The sequence below is a fragment of the Rhodococcus sp. no. 34 genome (assembly GCF_054589475.1).
Genome location: NZ_BAAILK010000041.1, coordinates 434,662 through 454,102, shown reverse-complemented (window position 1 = coordinate 454,102; position 19,441 = coordinate 434,662). Strand labels below are relative to the sequence as shown.

Genomic DNA, 19,441 nt, shown 5'->3' with positions numbered 1-19,441 from the left:
GCGACTCAGGACATCCCGCGAATCCTCTCCAAGCTGTGCGCGATCAACGGACCAACGGTCTCGAGCGCAGCGGGCGAGGTGATGTCCCAGTGAGTGCACTCGACGGGATGATTCACGATATCCCCGCTCACGTGCGCACGCCATGAATCGGCTCCACGGTTCAGCCACGGATCATCCAGCGCTGCAGTGAAGTACAGCACGTCACCATCGAAGATCCCCGGCTGATAGGTCTTCATCAACGTGTCGTTGTGCCGGGCCGCGAAGACAAGCCTGCCGACATCTTCCGAAGTCAACTCGCCCATGGCTCGCGCGAACTCGAGTCCCATGTCCGCGTCGTCGTCAGCGTCCGTACCTTCGCCGTCTTCAGCGGCATGGGCGAAGCTGTCCAGCATCACCAACGAATCGACCGACTCGCCCGCTGCCTGCAATAGCACCGCCATCGAGTGTGCGATCACGCCACCGAGCGACCAACCGGCAAGGTGATACGGACCTTCAGGCTGGATTTTTCGAACTTCCTCGAGGTACCTGGCGGCGGTGAACTCGATGGACTCCGGCAGCGGATCCGCGGACGAGACTGCTGGAGTTTGGATCCCGTACATCGGAGTCGCCGAATCGATGTACGGCGCCAAGCCGGCATAGCTCCAGGCCAGGCCGACGATCGGATGGACGAAGAACACAGGCGGCCGATCACCGGTCGTCCGAATCGGGAACACGACGTCCAGCGCCCCGGAAGATTCTTGTCCGGAGTCGACACGAATCGCAATCGACGCCGGAGTCGGCTCGGCCATCAACCACTGCAGTGGGATCTCGCGAGCAAGCGACATCCGCAGTTTGGTCACTACTCGCATCGCCGACAGTGAGTTGCCACCGAGTTCGAAGAAGTTGTCGTCGGCGCCGACGTCAGCAATCTCGAGGACCTCCGAGAAGGCAGTGGCCACAGCGATTTCCGTAGGCGTGCTCGGCTCCCGATACACGATCTTCGACGCAAAATCAGGAGTCGGCAATGCCTTCTCGTCGACCTTCCCTGTCGGTGTCATCGGCACCTTGTCGATGAAGACGACGGCACTCGGGATCATGTGACGTGGCAAGAACTCTGATACGAATGCGATGACGTGGCCCGCCTCCGGCGCAGTTCCCGGCTCCGGCACGACGTACGCCACCAGCGCCGTGTCTCCGGACGGTGTCCGCTTGCCGAGGGCCATGGCCACATCGACGTCCGGGTGGGCGTGCAGTGCCGCATCTATCTCACCGAGTTCGATGCGGTGACCACGAATCTTGACCTGACTGTCGGTCCTGCCCCGATACTCGATGGTGAGTTCGGGTGTCCACGCTGCGATGTCACCCGTTCGATACATACGATCCCCCGGCCGCCCATGCGGGTTGGGAACAAATCGGGTCGCCGTGAGCACGGGCTGATCGTGGTATCCCCGGGCTAGAGCCGGCCCCGACACGTACAGCTCACCCGGTGTCCCGATCGGCACCGGTAGCAGTCGAGCGTCGAGGATCACCGTGCCGAAACCGCGTACGGGCGATCCGATCGTGACCGGCTTCCCCGCGACAAGATCACCGACGGTGGAGATGTCGGTGGCCTCGGTTGGTCCGTACCCGTTGAGCATGGTTCGACCAGGCTGCCAACGATTGACCAGTTCGGCGGAAACCGCTTCTCCGCCGACACCGAGAACTCGAAGCTCCTCGAGCCCCTCCGGTTCCATCGACGTCAACATTGCCGGAGTGATCAGTGCGTGGGTGACCTCGCGGTCGATCATGAACCGCGACAACTCGTCGCCGCCGATAATGGAGGGTGGTGTGACGACCAGAGTCGCGGCCGCGGAGAGCGCCGACATCATTTCACCCACCGACATGTCGAAGCTCGGCGAGGTGTTGTGCAGGAATCGTGAGTGCGAGTCGACGCGGTAGTGCTCACGGCGTTCGGCTGCAAGGTTCGCGAGACCACCGTGGGTGACTACGACTCCCTTCGGCTTCCCCGTCGAACCCGAGGTGTAGATCATGTATGCCGGATTGTCGATTCGTGCGGGTGTGTCGAGAGGCCTCACCGGGGCTGCCGCCAGTTCCTCGGCGATGTCCTCGAGAATCAGCCATTCGACGTCGTCGGGCAGGAACCGACGATGCTCGGCAATCGTCACACCGAGCTTTGCCCGAGAGTCTCCGAGGATGTGCTCGATGCGCTCGGCCGGATAGCTCGGGTCGACCGGCAGATACGCGGCACCGGTCTTGGCCACTGCCCAGACTGCGAGCACAGACTCGAGTGATCGCGGAAGAGCGAGAGCCACAAATGTTTCCGGCGAGACTTCTCGTTCCAAGAGAACGTGAGCCATACGGGTCGAGAGTTCGTCGGCTTCTGCGTAGGTGACGGCGCGGTCATTCCACAGGAAGGCGATCCCCGTCGGATTCGACGAGACCGCAGCAAAAATCAGCTCGGAAAGCGTCGCCGGATGCGCCGCCACCAGGCCTCGCACCGGCACCAGCAGGTTCTGCTCGTCACGATTCAGAATGTCGACATGACCGAGAACTCTGGCCGGGTCTTCGGTTAGTTGCGCGAGCAGCATGACGAATCGCTCGGCAAACAATGCAACCGTGGACCGGTCGAACAGATCGGTTGCGTAGGTCAGCGATCCACTCACCGTCACCGGCTCGGTGTCTGAGCCTTCGGATTCCGCGGTCTCGAACAGCGTCAAGGCAAGATCGAATTGAGCGGGAGTGACGTCGAATTCGAGAGCCGACACACGAAGGTCAGGAAGCTCGAAGACAGCGTCCTCGATGTACTCGTAGGCCAGCGCAACTTGGAACAGCGGTGTGTGAGCTTGTGAGCGAACAGGTTTCAGAACATCGACAAGCCTCTCGAAGGGCACATCGACGTGGCCGAATGCGCTCAGATCTCGGTCACGCACCTGATCGAGCAACGCCGAGAACGTCAGTGCGGAGTCGACATCTGTTCGCAGAACGACTGTGCCGACAAACATTCCGATCAAATCCTCGACAGCGGCCTCACCTCGTCCGGACACCGGTGTGCCGACGACGATGTCGGTGCTTGCCGACAATCTCGCCAGCAGCGCCGCATACACCGCGTGGATCACCATGAACACACTTGCGTGATGGAGATCGGCGATCTCACGTACGCGATCCATGACTTCGGGCGCGATGTCGAAGCGAACCATCGCACCGTTCTGGGTGGCCACCGCCGGGCGTGGTCGATCGGTCGGCAATTCTAGTACGTCCGGGATCCCGTCCAACGTTGTTTTCCAGTAGTCGATTTGAGTCGATGCGATGCTGTTCGGGTCCGCCTCGTCACCGAGGAGCGCCCGCTGCCACAGCGCAAAGTCGGCATACTGGATCTCCAGCGGAACCCAGAAGGGCGGCTGGCCGGTCAGCCGCGCCGAGTAGGCAACCATCACGTCTCGAGCCAACGGCGCCATGGACACACCGTCCGCACTGATGTGATGGACCGACATCACGAGCACATGCTCGAATTCTTCGACTCGGAACAGCTTCACCCGAATCGGGACCGAGGCTGTGACGTCGAAGCCTTCGGAAAGGACGCCGAGTATGCGCGTATAGAGATTGCCTCGGTCGACATCGATCGGGCTCAGATCGAACTCGACGTTTTCGGGTGGCAGGATGACCTGGACGGGGCCGTCGCCGTTGTCGGGGAACATCGTTCGCAGCGACTCGTGGCGTGCCAGGACGTCGCCCACCGCACCACGAAGTGCAGGGACGTCGACGGCACCTGAGAGTCGGATAGCCAACGGAATGTTGTAGGCCGCGGACGCAACGTCGTACTGATTGAGGAACCACATCCGATTCTGCGCGAGCGAGAGCGGAATCTGTTCTGGGCGTGCGTGCGCAAGGAGGGCGAGTCGATCGGCACGCTCTGCTGTATCCAGTGCCGCAGCAAGTTCCACCACCGACGGATGATCGAACAACGCGCGAAGCGGTAACGCACTACCGGCGTGTTGATTGATGCGGCTGACAAGTCTGGTCGCATTGAGCGAATTACCACCCAACACGAAGAAATCATCATCCAACCCAACCCGCGACTCACACCCCAACACCACCGCAAACGCAGCAGCCACCACCAACTCCGAACCAGAAACCGGCGCCCGAAACACCCGCGAACCAAAAACAGGCTCCGGCAACGCCTTCCGATCCAACTTCCCCGCACTCGACAACGGGAACTCATCAACGACAACCACCACATCCGGAACCATGTACGACGGAAGCACCAACCCCACCGCAGCCCGCGCCCCCACCGAATCCACAGAACTACCCGCATCGGCCGAGGACCCAGCCGTCACATACCCGACCAGACGACTCCCCCCATGCACCACCACCACAGCACCCGAAACACCCGGCAACCCAGCCAACGCCGACTCGATCTCACCGAGCTCGATCCGCACCCCACGAATCTTCACCTGAAAATCCGTCCGACCCAAATACACTAACGACCCAGCAGCACTCCACAACGCACGATCACCCGTGCGATACATCCGAGCACCCACCACAAACGGATTCGCCACAAACCGATCCGACGTCAAATCCGGACGCCGATGATAACCACGCGCCAACTGCGCACCATCGAGATACAACTCACCCGCAACACCCACCGGCACCGGACGCAACCGCGAATCCAACACATACCCACGCGTATTCCACACCGGCGTCCCGATCGGCACCACCCCAGACACCGAACCCACAATCCGATGCGCCGTCGTCGTAATCGCCGCCTCCGTCGGACCATACGTGTTATGCACCGCAGCCGACGTCAACGAACCCAACGCCACCGCAAGCTCCGGCGACAACTCCTCACCACCGGCAAACAAATGCCGCAACGACCCCAACGCACCACCAAAACCATCAGCCACCAACGCCGCAAGCACCGACGGAACGAACTCCGCCACCGAAATCGCATGCTCGACCATCACACCCGCAAGATAATCCAACTCACGATGCCCACCCGGCCGCGTCACCACCAACCTCGCACCCACCGTCAACGGCAAAAACGACTCCCACACCGACACATCGAACGTGAACGGCGCACGCGCCATCACCCGATCATCAGCACCCACCCCGTACTCCCCAGCCAACCACGCCAACTGATTGACAATCGCCCCATGACTGACCGACACCCCCTTCGGCCGACCCGTCGAACCCGACGTGAACATCACATACGCCGCATTACCCGACCGCAACGGCGCAACCCGATCACCATCAGAAACCCGACCACCCGAAAACCCACCCACATCAAGACCATCGAGAACAACAACATCCACACCCACAGGCAACACACCCACAAACGCAGAAACAGTCAACACAAGCTGCGGCGCAGCCGAATCAACCACAAACCCGATCCGCTCCACCGGCAACTCCGGATCAATCGGCACATACGCACCACCCGCAGCAACAACCGCATGCATCGCCACGATCATCTCCACCGAACGCTCCACCGCAAGACCCACCAAAACATCCGGCCCCACACCACGCCCGATCAACCACCGCGCCAACCGATTCACCCGCACACCGAACTCGGCATACGACAACACCACATCACCGAACACCACAGCCACACGACCCGACGACACCTCAACCGAAGCCGCCACCAAATCCGCCAACGTCACATCCTCAACACAACGATCCGTCTCATTCACACCCCCCAACACCAACCCACGCTCCACCACAGACTCCACCTCGAACATCTCGACTCGCCGATCCGGTTCTGCGACAGCAGTAGTCAAGACCGATTCGAAGGCGTACATCAGGCGTGAGGCGGTGAATTCCTCGAACAGATCAGTGGCGTAGGTCAACTGAACGACAAGCCCTGCCGGTAGGCCGTCGTTGTCGAATTGTTCGGCCGCAACAAAATCGAGGTCGAACTGAGTGCTCACCACCGCAGGTTCGATGCTCTCGATGTGCAACCCGTCGAGAGTCAACCGTGAATCGAGATGGTTCTGTAGTGCGAGGCTGACCTGGAAGAGCGGTGAATAGGACTGCGAACGAACGGGATCGAGTACCTCCACCAGACGCTCGAACGGAACGTCGCCGTGCGCAAAAGCCTGAAGATCGACGTCGCGGACTCGGGAAAGCAGGTCGGTGAACTCCTCACCTGGATCGACTCTGGTGCGCAACACGACGGTCCCCACGAACATACCGACGAGATCGTCGAGCACACGTTCGCCGCGCCCGGCGGTCGGCGTCCCGACGGCAAAGTCGTAACTGCCGCTGAACCGTGACAGTACGACGGCCAGAGCAGCATGCAACACCATGAACGGCGTCGCGCGATGCCGTCGTGCCAGTTCGGAAATTGCTTGTTGCAGAGCAGGTTCGAGATGCACGCTCAGAAGCGATCCTCGTCCGGAGGCCTCAGCCGGGCGGGGCCGATCCACCGGGAGCTCGAGGACGGCGGGCACTCCCTCGAGAGCGTTCCGCCAGAAGTCCAACTGTCGTGTGACGAGTGAGGTCGACGATTCTTCCGAACCCAACGTCTCGAGCTGCCACAGTGCGTAATCCGCGTACTGCACCTCGAGCGGCGCCCACAACGGCTCCATACCTCGGGTCCGCGCCTCATACGCCACCATCACATCACGCGTCAACGGACCCATCGAGAAACCGTCACCCGCAATGTGATGCACCGTCATCGCCAGGACGTACTCGAACTCGTCAACCTGCAACAGCGAGGCTCGAACGGGGATCTCGGACGTGACGTCGAACGATACGCCGAGAACATCGGCCAGCACGCTGTGGAGCGAATCCTCCTGCACCGTGACAATGTCGAGAATGTCGAGAGCACGAGGTTCCTCGACGACCTCCTGGTAACCCGTTCCGTCGTACTCCGGGTACACGGTTCTCAGGACCTCGTGGCGAGCGATCACGTCGGCGACGCTGGCGCGCAACGCCTCGACATCCAATGGACCTGTGAATCGCAGAACCACCGGGATGTTGTATGCCGACGAATCGGGATCGAAGCGATTGAGGAACCACATACGAGTCTGCGCAGCGGAGAGCGGAATCCTCGCCGGCCTCGGCTGCGAACCCAGCGCGGGCCGCCGCGAACGCTCGGCAGTTTCCACCACTGCAGCCAACTCTGCGACAGTGGGCGACTCGAAGACCACACGCACGGGCAAGTCCGTTCCCGCCGCGGCGTTGATCCGCCCGAGCACCCGAGTTGCACTGAGCGAATTGCCGCCGCGTTCGAAGAAGTCGTCGTCGATGCCCACCTCCCCCGTGCTTCCGCTGCCGAGAACCTCGGCAAAAGCGGTCGCCACCGACAGTTCGGCCGGTGTCGTCGGTGCACGGAAACCACGTGCCTCAAAGACTGGCTCCGGTAGCGCATGTCGATCTACCTTGCCTGTACTCCCCAGCGGCAGGGAGTCGAGCGTCATCAGCGTTGTCGGAACCATGTAGCCGGGCAGGGTGGCGCGCAGTCGTGCCAGAATCGCTGAGCTCTCGATGTCCGAGCCAGCTGCCGCGGTGACGTAGCCGACCAGGTTTTGCTCACCGGTGGCCGACGTCGTGACCGTGACCACCGCATCGCGGATCGGTCGTTCGGCGCGCAACGCTGTTTCGATCTCGCCGAGTTCGATGCGGAAACCTCGGACCTTGACCTGGAAATCTGCACGCTCGAGGTATTCGAGGCTGCCCGCGGCATTCCACCGAACCAGATCGCCGGTTCGATAGAGACGCTCTCCCGTTCCATTCGGGTCGGCGACGAAACGGCTCGAGTTCTGCCCCGCATCCCCGATGTACCCGCGCGCCAGCTGAACTCCAGCGAGATAGAGCTCACCTGCGACACCGACCGGAACCGGGTGAAGCCGCTCGTCGAGTACATGCAGGCGCGTGTTCCAGGCGGGGGTTCCGATCGGCACTACGGCAACGTCTGCATCGCTCGTTCGGTGCGCTGTGACGCTGACCGCTGCTTCCGTGGGTCCGTACAGGTTGTAGACCTGCGCCGAACTCTGCTCTCGCATGTGCTCGGCTGTCTGTATCGGGAGAGTCTCGCCGATGCACAGAATCCTGGTGAGCGAATTCGGCAGTCGGCGCTCGGACACACTGAGCAGCGACAACATCGAGGGGACGGCATGCAGTGTCGTGACGTGCTCACGCTCGATCAGCAGCGTGAGGTACTCGCCGTCCTGCTGTGCCCCTGACTCGGCGAGAATCATGCAGGCGCCGGTTTGCAACGCCCACCAGTATTCCCAAACGGACAGGTCGAAGGTAGATGCAGTTTTGACGAGTACGCGGTCGTGCGCGCCGATCGGGAATTGATCCTGCTTCCACAAGAGTTGGTTCGTGATCGCTCGATGGGAAATCGCCACGCCCTTGGGCTTTCCGGTGGATCCCGAAGTGTAGATCGCGTACGCGATGTTGTCCGGTCGCAGGCAGGCGAGGCGTTCGCTGTCCCGAATCGGTGCTGCGTCGTTTCCGTCCAGATCGAGAGTTTCGATGTCCACGACGTGGAACTGCCCGTCGAGCGAATCGCGGGAAGTGCTCAGAACAACTGTGGGCGCTGCAGATTCGAGGATGTGAGCCGTGCGTTCTGCCGGCTGATCCGGGTCGAGCGGAACGTAGGCCCCGCCTGCCTTCACCACCGCGTACATGGCAACGACCAGTTCGACGGAGCGCCGCAGATTGAGCGCGACAGTCACTTCCGGGCCGACACCGATGTCGATCAGATACCGTGCCAGGCGGTTGCTTTCGGCGTCGAACTCGGCGTAGGTCAGGCGACGGTCACCGAGAACCAGCGCTTCGGCGCGCGGTGTTCTGCGCACCTGGGCGTCGAACAGATCCGCGAGGGTCGTCTCTGGAACGACAGTGTCGGTGTTGTTCCACGTGTTGACGGTGGCCGCGATCTCTTCGTCGCCGAGCAGAGCGACGTCGCCTACCGGGAGGTCCGGGTTTCGACCGATCGAATCGAGAACGCGAAGCAGACGGTTGGCGAATGTCGCCACTGTGGATTGGTCGAACAGATCCGTTGCATAGGTGAACGACGCCGACATCGACCCCGAGTCCCCAGGGGTGACGGTCAAGTGCAGGTCGAACTTCGCCGTCTCGACTGGGGCGCCAACTGCCGCGATCTGCAGTCCGGGTAGCTCGAACATTGTCGGCGTGAGGTTCTGGAAGGACAGTGCCACCTGGAACATCGGATGGCGGGCCGTCGATCTGACCGGATCGATGATCTCGACGAGCCGCTCGAACGGTAGGTCCGCGTGCGCGAAGGCGGCGAGATCCTGATCGCGGGTGTGGTTCAGCAGGTCCGTGAACGGTGCTGCCGTGTTCACCTGGGTTCGCAATGCCAAGGTGTTCACGAACATCCCCACGAGTGCATCGAGCGACTCGTGCCCTCGTCCCGCGATGGGCGAGCCGATGGTGATGTCAGCACTGTTGCCCAACCGGGCAAGCAGTGCGGCGAATGCCGCGTGGACCACCATGAACAGGCTCGCGCCTGATCCGACAGCAAGATCACGCAGTCGATCGGCGGTGTCCGAGCCGATCGTGAAGTGAATCTCCTTGCCGCGGTAGCTCTGACGGGGCGGACGTTGCCTGTCCGTCGGCAGACTCAACAGGTCCGGAATTCCGGCGAGTGCAGAGGTCCAGAACTGAATTTGTCTCTGAGCATCGACGGAGGGATTCTCATCCGCGCCGAGCAGATCATGTTGCCAGAGCGCGTAATCCGCATACTGCACGGGCAACGGTGTCCACTGTGGAGCTTCGCCGCGAGACCGCGAAACGTAGGCACCCATGACGTCGGAGGCCAGGGGTCCGAGCGAGGATCCGTCCGATGCGATGTGATGCATGACGACGGCGAGCACATGTTCGGTCTCGGAGATTCGATACAGAGCGGTCCGCAGTGGTACGTCAGTTGTCACGTCGAATCCGGTGCCGGCAAGAGCAAAGAGCCGCTGCGACGCTTCGGCTTCGGTGACGTCATGCGGAACCAGATCGAGATCCACCGAAGACTCGGGCAGGATTTCCTGGCGAGGACCGTACGGGGAATCCGGATAGTAGGTACGCAACGACTCGTGGCGTTGGACCACGTCACGAAGCGCGAGAGCCAACGCCGGCGCGTCCAGGGTTCCGCTCAGACGCAGCGCCAGGGGCAGGTTGTCCGTGGCAGCCGCGGTGTCGAATCGATTGAGGAACCACATCCGATTCTGCGCCGGTGAGAGCGGAATACGTTCAGGTCGCGGTCGTGCTTCCAATCGGGGCTGATCATCACGTTCTGCCGAGTCTGCCACCAGTGCGAGTTCTGCGACGGTCGGCGCCTCGAACAGCGCCCGAACCCCGAGTTTGATCCCGAACGTGGCGTTGACTCGGGCAATCGCCCGAGTCGCGCTGAGCGAGTTTCCACCCAGCTCGAAGAAACTGTCTTCTGCGCCGACGGTATCGGTACCGAGAACGTCGACAAAAGCGCTCGCGACACGAATCTCTGCGAGTGTGGTCGGCACCCGGAACATCGCGGAGGCGATGAACTCCGGAACGGGAAGTGCTGCGCGATCAAGCTTTCCGGCCGGAGTCAGGGGTAGCAGATCCAGCAGGATCACGGCACTGGGCACCGAGGCACGGGGCAGCACCGCGGATACGGCTTCGAGGACGGACTCCGCCGACACCGCATCTGTGGTGGTGACGTAACCGACGAGTTGATCGCCGAGAGAGTCATGTCGGTGAACAGTGGCGGCAGCAGCGCTCACTCCGCGAACGGAGGCGAGCGCTGATTCGATCTCCCCCAGTTCGATGCGGAGCCCGCGAAGCTGAACTTGGGCGTCGGATCGTCCGATGTAGGCCAGTTCGCCCTGCTCGGTCCAGGCGACGACGTCGCCGGTCCGGTACATCCGCGCGCCCGATGCACCGAACGGGTTCGCCACGAAGCGTTCTGCGGTCAATGCCGCGCGCCGGTTGTACCCACGTGCCAGGCCGGGTCCCGACAGATACAGCTCGCCCCGGACACCGACGGGGACGGGATTGAGGGCGGAATCGAGGACCAGAACGTGTGCGCCTTCGAGCGGAATACCGATCGTGACGGGCGAGAGTGACGTGTGACGGTGTTGCTCGCCGTCACCGACCAGAGCTGCAGTGTCGTGGAGAGCCCCGGTCTTGGTGATGACGATGGTGCTCTCGGTCGGCCCGTAACTGTTGAAGAGTCTTGTCTGGCTGGGAAAACTGTCGAGTAGCTGCGGCGGAAAGACGTCGCCGCCGAGCACGACGACTTCGAGATCCGACAAAATGCCTGCGTCGACGGTGGTCATCGCAGCAGGAGCCGTCACCACATGGGTGACGCGATGACGCCGGATCACGTCGGTGAGTTCCTCGCCGGCAATGACCGACGGAGGTGTGATCACCATCGTGGCACCGGCGGTGAACGCAAGGATCATCTCGAACATGGACGCGTCGAAGCTGGCCGAGGACAGTCGCAGTACCCGAGAGTCGCGCGATACCGCCAGATCAGTGCGGGTCCGAGCGGAGAACACGGACAGTCCCCGGTGAGTGACAGCGACGCCCTTGGGGAGACCGGTCGAGCCTGACGTGTAGATCAGGTAGGCAACATGATCCGCGTGCAATGGGCGGATCCGATCGGCATCGTCGACCTGCGCTGCGAGGTAGCGATCGAGGTCGAGATAGTCGATCTCGATCGTATCGATTCCGTTCGGAAGTGTTGGCGCCGTCTCGGAGTCGGTGATCACGACCAGCGCTGCAGAGTCTGCCAGCATGTGTGCGATGCGCTCGTCGGGATACGTCGGATCCACCGGAACGTACGTTGCTCCGGACTTGGCAACAGCCCACAGTGCGAGGATGGACTGCGTCGAACGTGGAAGAGACACCGCAACAGCTGTTTCGGGGCCTATCCCACGTTCGATGAGGAGCCGAGCCAGCTGTGAGGATCGCACATCCAGCTCGCTGTACGTCATCTCACCGTACGACTCGGAAACGATTGCCACATTCGCGGATTCCGAGTGCCGGGTCAACAGATCTGCCAAGGTGCGAACCGTTGGCGCTGACGGACCGAATGCCGAAGTAAGTCTGGTGTATTCGTTCTCGTCCAGAACGGCGATATCCGCGATTGCCACTTCCGGAGTCTCGACAATCTGCGCGAGAATCCGGTGGAACCGCTGCGCAAATCCGTCCACGGACGTGCCGGTGAAGAGGTCTGTGGCGTACGTCCAGGTGAGATTCAACGAATCTGCGTGCTGGACCATCGTGATCTGGAGGTCGAACTTTGCCGCCGCGACTGCGTTGTCCACGGCTTCGATCTCGAGACCGGGCAGCGTGAACGCAGCGGTTCCCTCTTGCTCCTGAGACAGAGCCACCTGGAAGATCGGCGCGTGGGCCTGGGAGCGAGCGGGTTGCAGTATGTCGATCAGCCGCTCGAATGGTAGGTCGGCATTCTCGAACGCAGTGAGGTCAGTGGCTCGCACCTGCGCCAACAGATCGAGGAACGACATCGCCGGGGTGAGACGGCTGCGTAGTGCCACCGTGCCGACGAACATTCCGACCACGTCGTCCAGCGCGTGTTGGCCGCGTCCGGAAATCGGTGTCCCGATCACCACGTCGTCGGTCGCACCGAGGTTGGACAGGAGCACCGCGAGGGCCGCCTGGAGCACCATGAAGGTCGTGGCGCCCTGTGTGCGGCCCAACTGCCCGAGTGCAGTGACCATCGCGGGCGCCAACACCAGTTCGGTGTTCGCTCCGCGCAGCGACGCAATCGCCGGCCGCGGGAAATCGGCCGGAAGTTCGAGAAGCTCCGGCGCGCCGGCCAACTGGCCACGCCAATACTCGGCCTGCGCCGAAGCAAGACTGGTCTGATCACTTTCCGAACCGAGGACCTGGTGTTGCCACACGCTGTAATCCGGATACTGAACAACCAACGGGGCCAGTGACGGCTCCGTACCCGAACGGCGCGCCGAGTAGGCCAGAACCAGATCCCGTGCGAGCGGCGCCACTGACGCACCGTCCGCGGCTATGTGGTGAATCACGGCGACCAGGATGTGTTCGTCAGCCGAGAGCTCGAACAGGTTTACCCGCAACGGGATTGCTCTGGTGACGTCGAACCCCTCGTCCACAGCGCCGACAATCTGATCGGCAACCTGTTCGGGAGAAACCACCGTGTGACGAAAAGGAACGTCGACGTCGTCGAGAATCCGCTGGAAAGGCCCTTCGGCATCGTCAGGGAAAATGGTCCGCAAGGATTCGTGGCGAAGAACGATGTCCGACAGAGATTCTCGGAGAGCCACTGAATCCAGCCGGCCGCGCAGGCGAAGGACGAGCGGGATGTTGTACGCGGGCGAGGCAGGATCGTATCGATTGAGAATCCACATTCGCGATTGCGCCGGCGAGAGCGGGATTCGCTCGGGCCGAGGCCCGGCGGCCAGAGCGGGCCGCGTTCCGCTCTGCGCTGCATCGACTGCCACAGCGAGGGCCGCGACTGTCCTGGCATCGAAGAGAACCCGAACCGGGAGGGTGACTGAGAGTTCGGTGCCGACCCGTCCCATCACTCGGGTAGCACTCAGAGAGTTTCCACCGATGTCGAAGAAGTCGTCCGTCATGCTGACCTGGTCGACTGCCAGGACGTCACCGAAGATCCGGCCGATCAACTCCTCCGTCTTCGTGACGGGTGCGACATACGCATTCCGGCGCATCGTCGGGGCAGGCAGCGCGCGGAAATCGACCTTTCCGGCCGGCGTCAACGGAATTTCCTCGAGAACGATCACCGAGGAAGGAACCATGTGTGCCGGCAGTCGACTGGAGACGAAGGTGCGCACTTCTTCCGGATCCAGATGACCACCGACCACGTACGAGTGCAGTCCGACGGTGTCGTCTGCTGTCGTCACCGCAGTTCGTACGCCAGAGTGCGCACCGAGCACCGCGTCGATCTCACCGAGTTCGATGCGGAAACCGCGAATCTTGACCTGCGAGTCACTGCGGCCGAGATACTCGAGTTCCGTTCCACGACGTCGCACGAGGTCTCCGGTGCGGTACATCCGCTGCCCCGAACGTGAGGGGTCGGCAACAAATCGAGACGCTGTCAGGTCGCCGCGATGGTGGTAACCGCGGGCAAGTCCACGGCCGGTCAGATACAGCTCACCCGTCACTCCGTCTGGAACCGGACGGAGGCGAGAGTCGAGAACATGTGCGACGGTGCCGCGAACTGAACTACCGATGGTGATCCGATCAGTCGCAGACATGGGCCCCGCGAGGGTAGCCATGACGGTGGCCTCGGTGGGACCGTATGCGTTGAACATCTTTCGCGTCGACGCCCATAGCGCGACCAACGCAGCGTCGCACGCTTCACCGCCGACGATCACGGTACCGAGATCCGGAACCTCTGCCGGTTCGATCGTAGCCAGGGCAGCCGGGGTCACAAATGCGTGACTGATCTTCGACGCCCGCATGAGGGCCGCGAGTTCGCTTCCGCCATAGATGCCCGTGGGAACAACATGCATCGCGGCACCGGCACCGACAGCCATGGCCAGTTCGAGCACCGATGCGTCGAAGCTGGGTGAAGCGAAATGCATCGTGCGACTGAGGTTGTCGAGTTCGTATCGGCGAACCTGCTCGTCGACCAGCGCCGCGAGACCCGCATGGGAGACGACGACGCCCTTCGGAGTGCCGGTCGATCCCGACGTGTAGATGACGTACGCGGTGTGGTCCGTGCGAATCGGTGACGTGCGCTCGGAATCGAGGATTCGCGTGTCACTGACGTCGTCGCGATCAAGCGACGCCACTGCTTCTTCCGTCAGCGTCAGGACTGCTCCCGAATCAGTGAGCATGTGCTCGATTCGCTCGGCCGGGTAGCTCGGGTCGACGGGTACGAACGCCGCTCCGGTCTTGGCAACGGCCCAAGTGGCGAGTACAGAAGATGCCGACCGCGGAATGGCGATCGCCACTACCGATTCAGGGCCGATCCCTCGAGCTACGAGTGCCCGCGCCCACCGATTGGTACGCCGGTCTACATCGTCGTAAGTGAGTTCGAGGTCGCCGCACAGTATGGCCGGACCACCGTTGGATTTGATGACCCCGGCCGTGAGGATCTCCGGCAGTGTCAGCTCCGTCAAGGCGACCGACTGGGCAGTTCCCTGACGTTCGATCTCTGGCATCGTCCGCAGATCGAGGTCGCCGACCACTGATTCGGGTTGGGCGACAACAGCGTCGAGAATGGCGACGAACCGATCCGCGAGCTCGCGGACAGTCGATTCGTCGAAGATGTCGAGGGCATAGGTCCACGTCGTGGTCACCGACCCGTCCGGGCGCGGCGACGAGACATCCAGTTGGAGATCGAATTTCGAGATCGGAGCATCCAACGGGACCTGAGAAACTTCGAGGCCGGGAAGCTTCACGGATGGGGTCGGAATATCGCCGGTCGCGAGTACCACCTGGAAGAAGGGGTGGTGCGCCGTCGAGCGAGGCGGGTCGACCACCTCGACGAGACGCTCGAACGGAATATCTGAGTGGGCAAATGCCGAGAGGTCGGCGTTACGGGTCGATTCGAGCAATCCGCGGAAAGAAGCCTTCGGATCCACCTGTGTCCGGAGAACCACTGTTCCGACAAACATGCCGACGAGATTGTCGAGGGCCTGATTCCCGCGTCCGCTGACCGGGGTGCCGATCGCGATGTCGGACTCCCCCGCCATCCGAGACAGCAGTACCGACAACGCCGTGTGCAGCACCATGAACGGTGTGGACCGAGTGCTGCGAGCCAGGGATTCGACGGCGCGGTGCGTCTGCGCCGAGAGGGTCGACGACACCGTCGCACCTCGATAGGACGCGACTGTGGGATGCGGCCGATCCGTCGGGAAATCGAGACGGGTCGGGACGTGCGCCAATGCAGCGCGCCAGTATTCGATCTGGCGCGATGCCTCCGATTCCGGATCGTCCTCGTTGCCGAGAGAATCGATCTTCCAGAGCGTGTAGTCCGCGTAGTGAACGCTCAACGGCGACCACTGTGGCGCGGTTCCCGCGAGCCGTGACGCGTAGGCCGTCATCACATCCGCGGCCAGTGGCTGCATCGACCAACCGTCACCACTGATGTGGTGGACGACGAGTACAAGAATATGCTCCCGACCAGACGTCCGGAGAAGCGAAGCCCGCACCGGAACCTCGGTGGTCACGTCGAACCCGGCACCGACCAACTCGTCGATCGCCGCGACGGGGTCACTGACATCCGCGGGTTCGAGAGCAACTGGCGCGTCGTCGAGAATGCACTGGTAAGGACCTTGATCCGAATCCGGATAGAGTGTGCGCAGCACCTCGTGCCGGTCGATGACATCGCTGATCGCCTGGCGCAAAACCTGAACGTTCAGGTCGCCGGACAAAGAGAGTGCTGCCGCAATGTTGTACGCCCCGGATTCCGGATCGAATCTGTTGAGGAACCACATACGCTGCTGGGCCGGTGAGAGCGGAATCCGGTCCGGTCGAGGGCGGGGTCCGAGTTCGGTGAACCTGGACGGCGCGCTGCCGGCGACGAGTCCGGCCAGCGCACCAACTGTCGGAGCGTCGAACAGGTCTCGGACACCCAGAGTCGATCCCAGTGCCGAGTTGATCCGTGCCACCACCCGCGCAGCCGTCAGGGAGTTGCCGCCGAGCGCAAAGTAATCAGCGGTAACGCCGATGTTTTCCACTCCGAACAGCTCGGAAAAGATTGCGGCAATAGCCCTTTCGGGTTCGGTGACGGGAGCGACGTACTCACCTGCCGTCGAATCCGGTTCCGGCAACGCACGCCGGTCGAGTTTTCCGTTGGGGCCCAGCGGCATCGACGCCAAGAACACGAATATTGAGGGAACCATGTAGGTGGGCAGCTTCTCCTGCGCGTGCGCGCTGAGAAGGGCACTGTCGATTGCCGAATCAGCTGTCACGTAGGCGATCAGGCGGTCCTGTCGTACGACGGTTGCGGCCGAGAGTACTCCCGAGAGTTCCAACAGGACCCCGTCGATTTCTCCGAGTTCCAAGCGCTGCCCGCGAAGCTTCACCTGGAAGTCGGTACGACCCAGATACTCGATCTCACCGGTGGAGTTCCACATGACGAGGTCGCCGGTCCGATACATCCGGCCGGGACCGAAGGGGTTGGCTACGAAACGATCTGCTGTCAAGTCAGAGCGTTGCACGTAGCCGCGGGCGAGTTGGACTCCCGCGAGATAGAGTTCTCCCGCCACTCCGATCGGGCTCGGCGCGAGGCGGTGGTCCAGCACATAGGTCTGAGTGTTCCAGACCGGAGCGCCGATCGGCACCGGACCTGTTGCGGCGGCATCCGTCTGGTGGAAAGTGACATCGACGGCAGCTTCGGTGGGACCGTAAAGATTGTGCAGACGTGCACCGAATCGTTCGTGGAAGCGAACGACCGTCGCACGCGGAAGTGCCTCGCCGCTGGCGAACACCTGACGAACGGACCGAAGTTGTGCGAGATCGCCGTCGACGAGGAAGACGTCGAGCATCGACGGGACGAAGTGCAAGGTGGTGACACCTTCGCGAGCGATCAGCTCGGAGAGGTACCGAGAATCGCGATGTCCATCGGGTTCTGCAACTACCAGTCGCGAGCCGGCGACGAATGGCCAGAACAACTCCCACACCGAGACGTCGAAGGTGGCGGGTGTCTTGTGCAGCACGACGTCGTGACGGCCGAGCGGATATTCATGTTGCATCCACAGCAGGCGATTGACTATCGCTCGATGCGACACTGCAACGCCCTTGGGCTTTCCGGTGGACCCGGATGTGAAGATCACATAAGCAACGTGATCCGGCGATACACGACCGAGACGCTCGACGTCTGCGAGCCGCTCGGTGGAGTACCCCGACAGATCGATCTCGTCGAGAAGTACGGGGTTGACCCCATCGGGCAGCGATGTTGCGTCGGCCGCGACCGACAGGACGACCGACGGTGCTGCGATGTCGAGCACGTACCGGATCCGCTCGTCCGGATGCTGCGGATCGATCGGAAGATACGCACCGCCGGCTGCGATGACGGCGTGCACTGCCACCACGTACTGCGCGCTCCGGTGCAGAGCGATCGCGACCAGTGACTCCGGCCCGACGCCGCGTTCTACGAGGTGACGAGCGAGAGAGTTGACCTGGGACCGGAATTCTCCGCGACTGATCGTCGTGCCCGCGAAGGTCAGTGCAGCATCGGCCAAGTCGGCGATACCCGAGTCGACGATTTCCGAGTCGGCGATTTCCGAGTCGGCGCCGAGTAAGTCGAGCAGCGTCTTGTCAGCTATGACGTGGGAAGTGTCGTTCCACTCGTCGAGTACGAGCCGTCGTTCGGCCGCGTCGAGATAGTCGATGTCCCGGATACGGATTTTCTCGCCAGTCATCGCGCCCAGTATCGATGCAAGGCGTCGGCCTACACGCTCTGTTGCGTCGTGGTCCATCGCATCGGGTGCGTACTCGATGGTGAGGTGAAGGCTCGGTTCGAGGACCGTGATCAGGGCGAGCGGGTAGTGAGTCGCGTCGGCGACCTCGATTCCCGTAACTCGCATCCCGGCGATATCCGTCGCGGATTCGAGCGCCGAACGGTCGACGGGATATGACTCGAACACCGTCAACGTGTCGAACATCGCGCCGGCGCCCACGGCCGACTGCACCTCGGCCAGGCCGACGTGGTGACTGTCGAGCAGCCGAACCTGCTCGGACTGAACGTGTTCGAGGAGTTCGGACACCGAACTGTCCGGGTTGACACGAACGCGAACAGGAACTGTGTTGATGAACAACCCGAGAATGTCTTCGACCCCGGTCAGCGACGCGGGTCGACCCGAGACGGTGGCTCCGAACACGACGTCGTCGCGTCCGAGCATTCCACTGAGCAGTAGACCCCACGCAGTCTGGACGACAGTGTTGACCGTGACGCCGCTGCGCCTGGCCAACTCGAAGATCGCCTCGGTCGACGAGGCTTCCAGCGGGACTTCGACATCCACGGGAACTGCGTGCACGGAGGACTCCGTACGGTGTGGTGCGACCAGCGCCGGTTCGTCTACTCCAGACAGTGCGCCGATCCACCTGTCCAATGCCGCGCCGTTGTCTTGTTCGGCGAGCCAGTGCAGATAGGTGCGATACGACCGAGCGGGAGCCGGCAGCGACGTGTCGGCGGCGTAGAGCGACAGTAGATCGCGCACCAACAACGGCATGGACCAACCGTCGAAGAGAATGTGGTGATTGGTCACGATCAGGTGCGCCGAATCCGCACCCTGGCGTAGCAGCACTGCACGAAGCAGTGGGGGCGCGCTCAGATCGAACGGTGCCGTGCGCTCGAGTTCCGCGACGACGTGCGGATCACCCCCGAGCACCTCCCGCCATGGAGTTGCCACGGAATCGAGAACGAGCTGTGCTGCAACGCCGTTCGAGTCGTACACGAAGGCAGTCCGAAGTGCGGTGTGGCGCTCGAACAGTCTCGAAAGCGACCGCTGTAGTCGATCGCTGTCGACGATCCCGGCGAGGGACAGAACGATCT

The 19,441-nt window shown here is 62.3% G+C and carries 1 protein-coding gene; it reads right to left on the bottom strand.

The features are described 5' to 3' along the window. Positions 1–5: 5 nt before the first annotated feature. The coding region (locus ACYP01_RS19495; RefSeq protein WP_459681840.1) for a non-ribosomal peptide synthetase at positions 6–19,441 on the bottom strand (19,436 nt) is incomplete at its 5' end.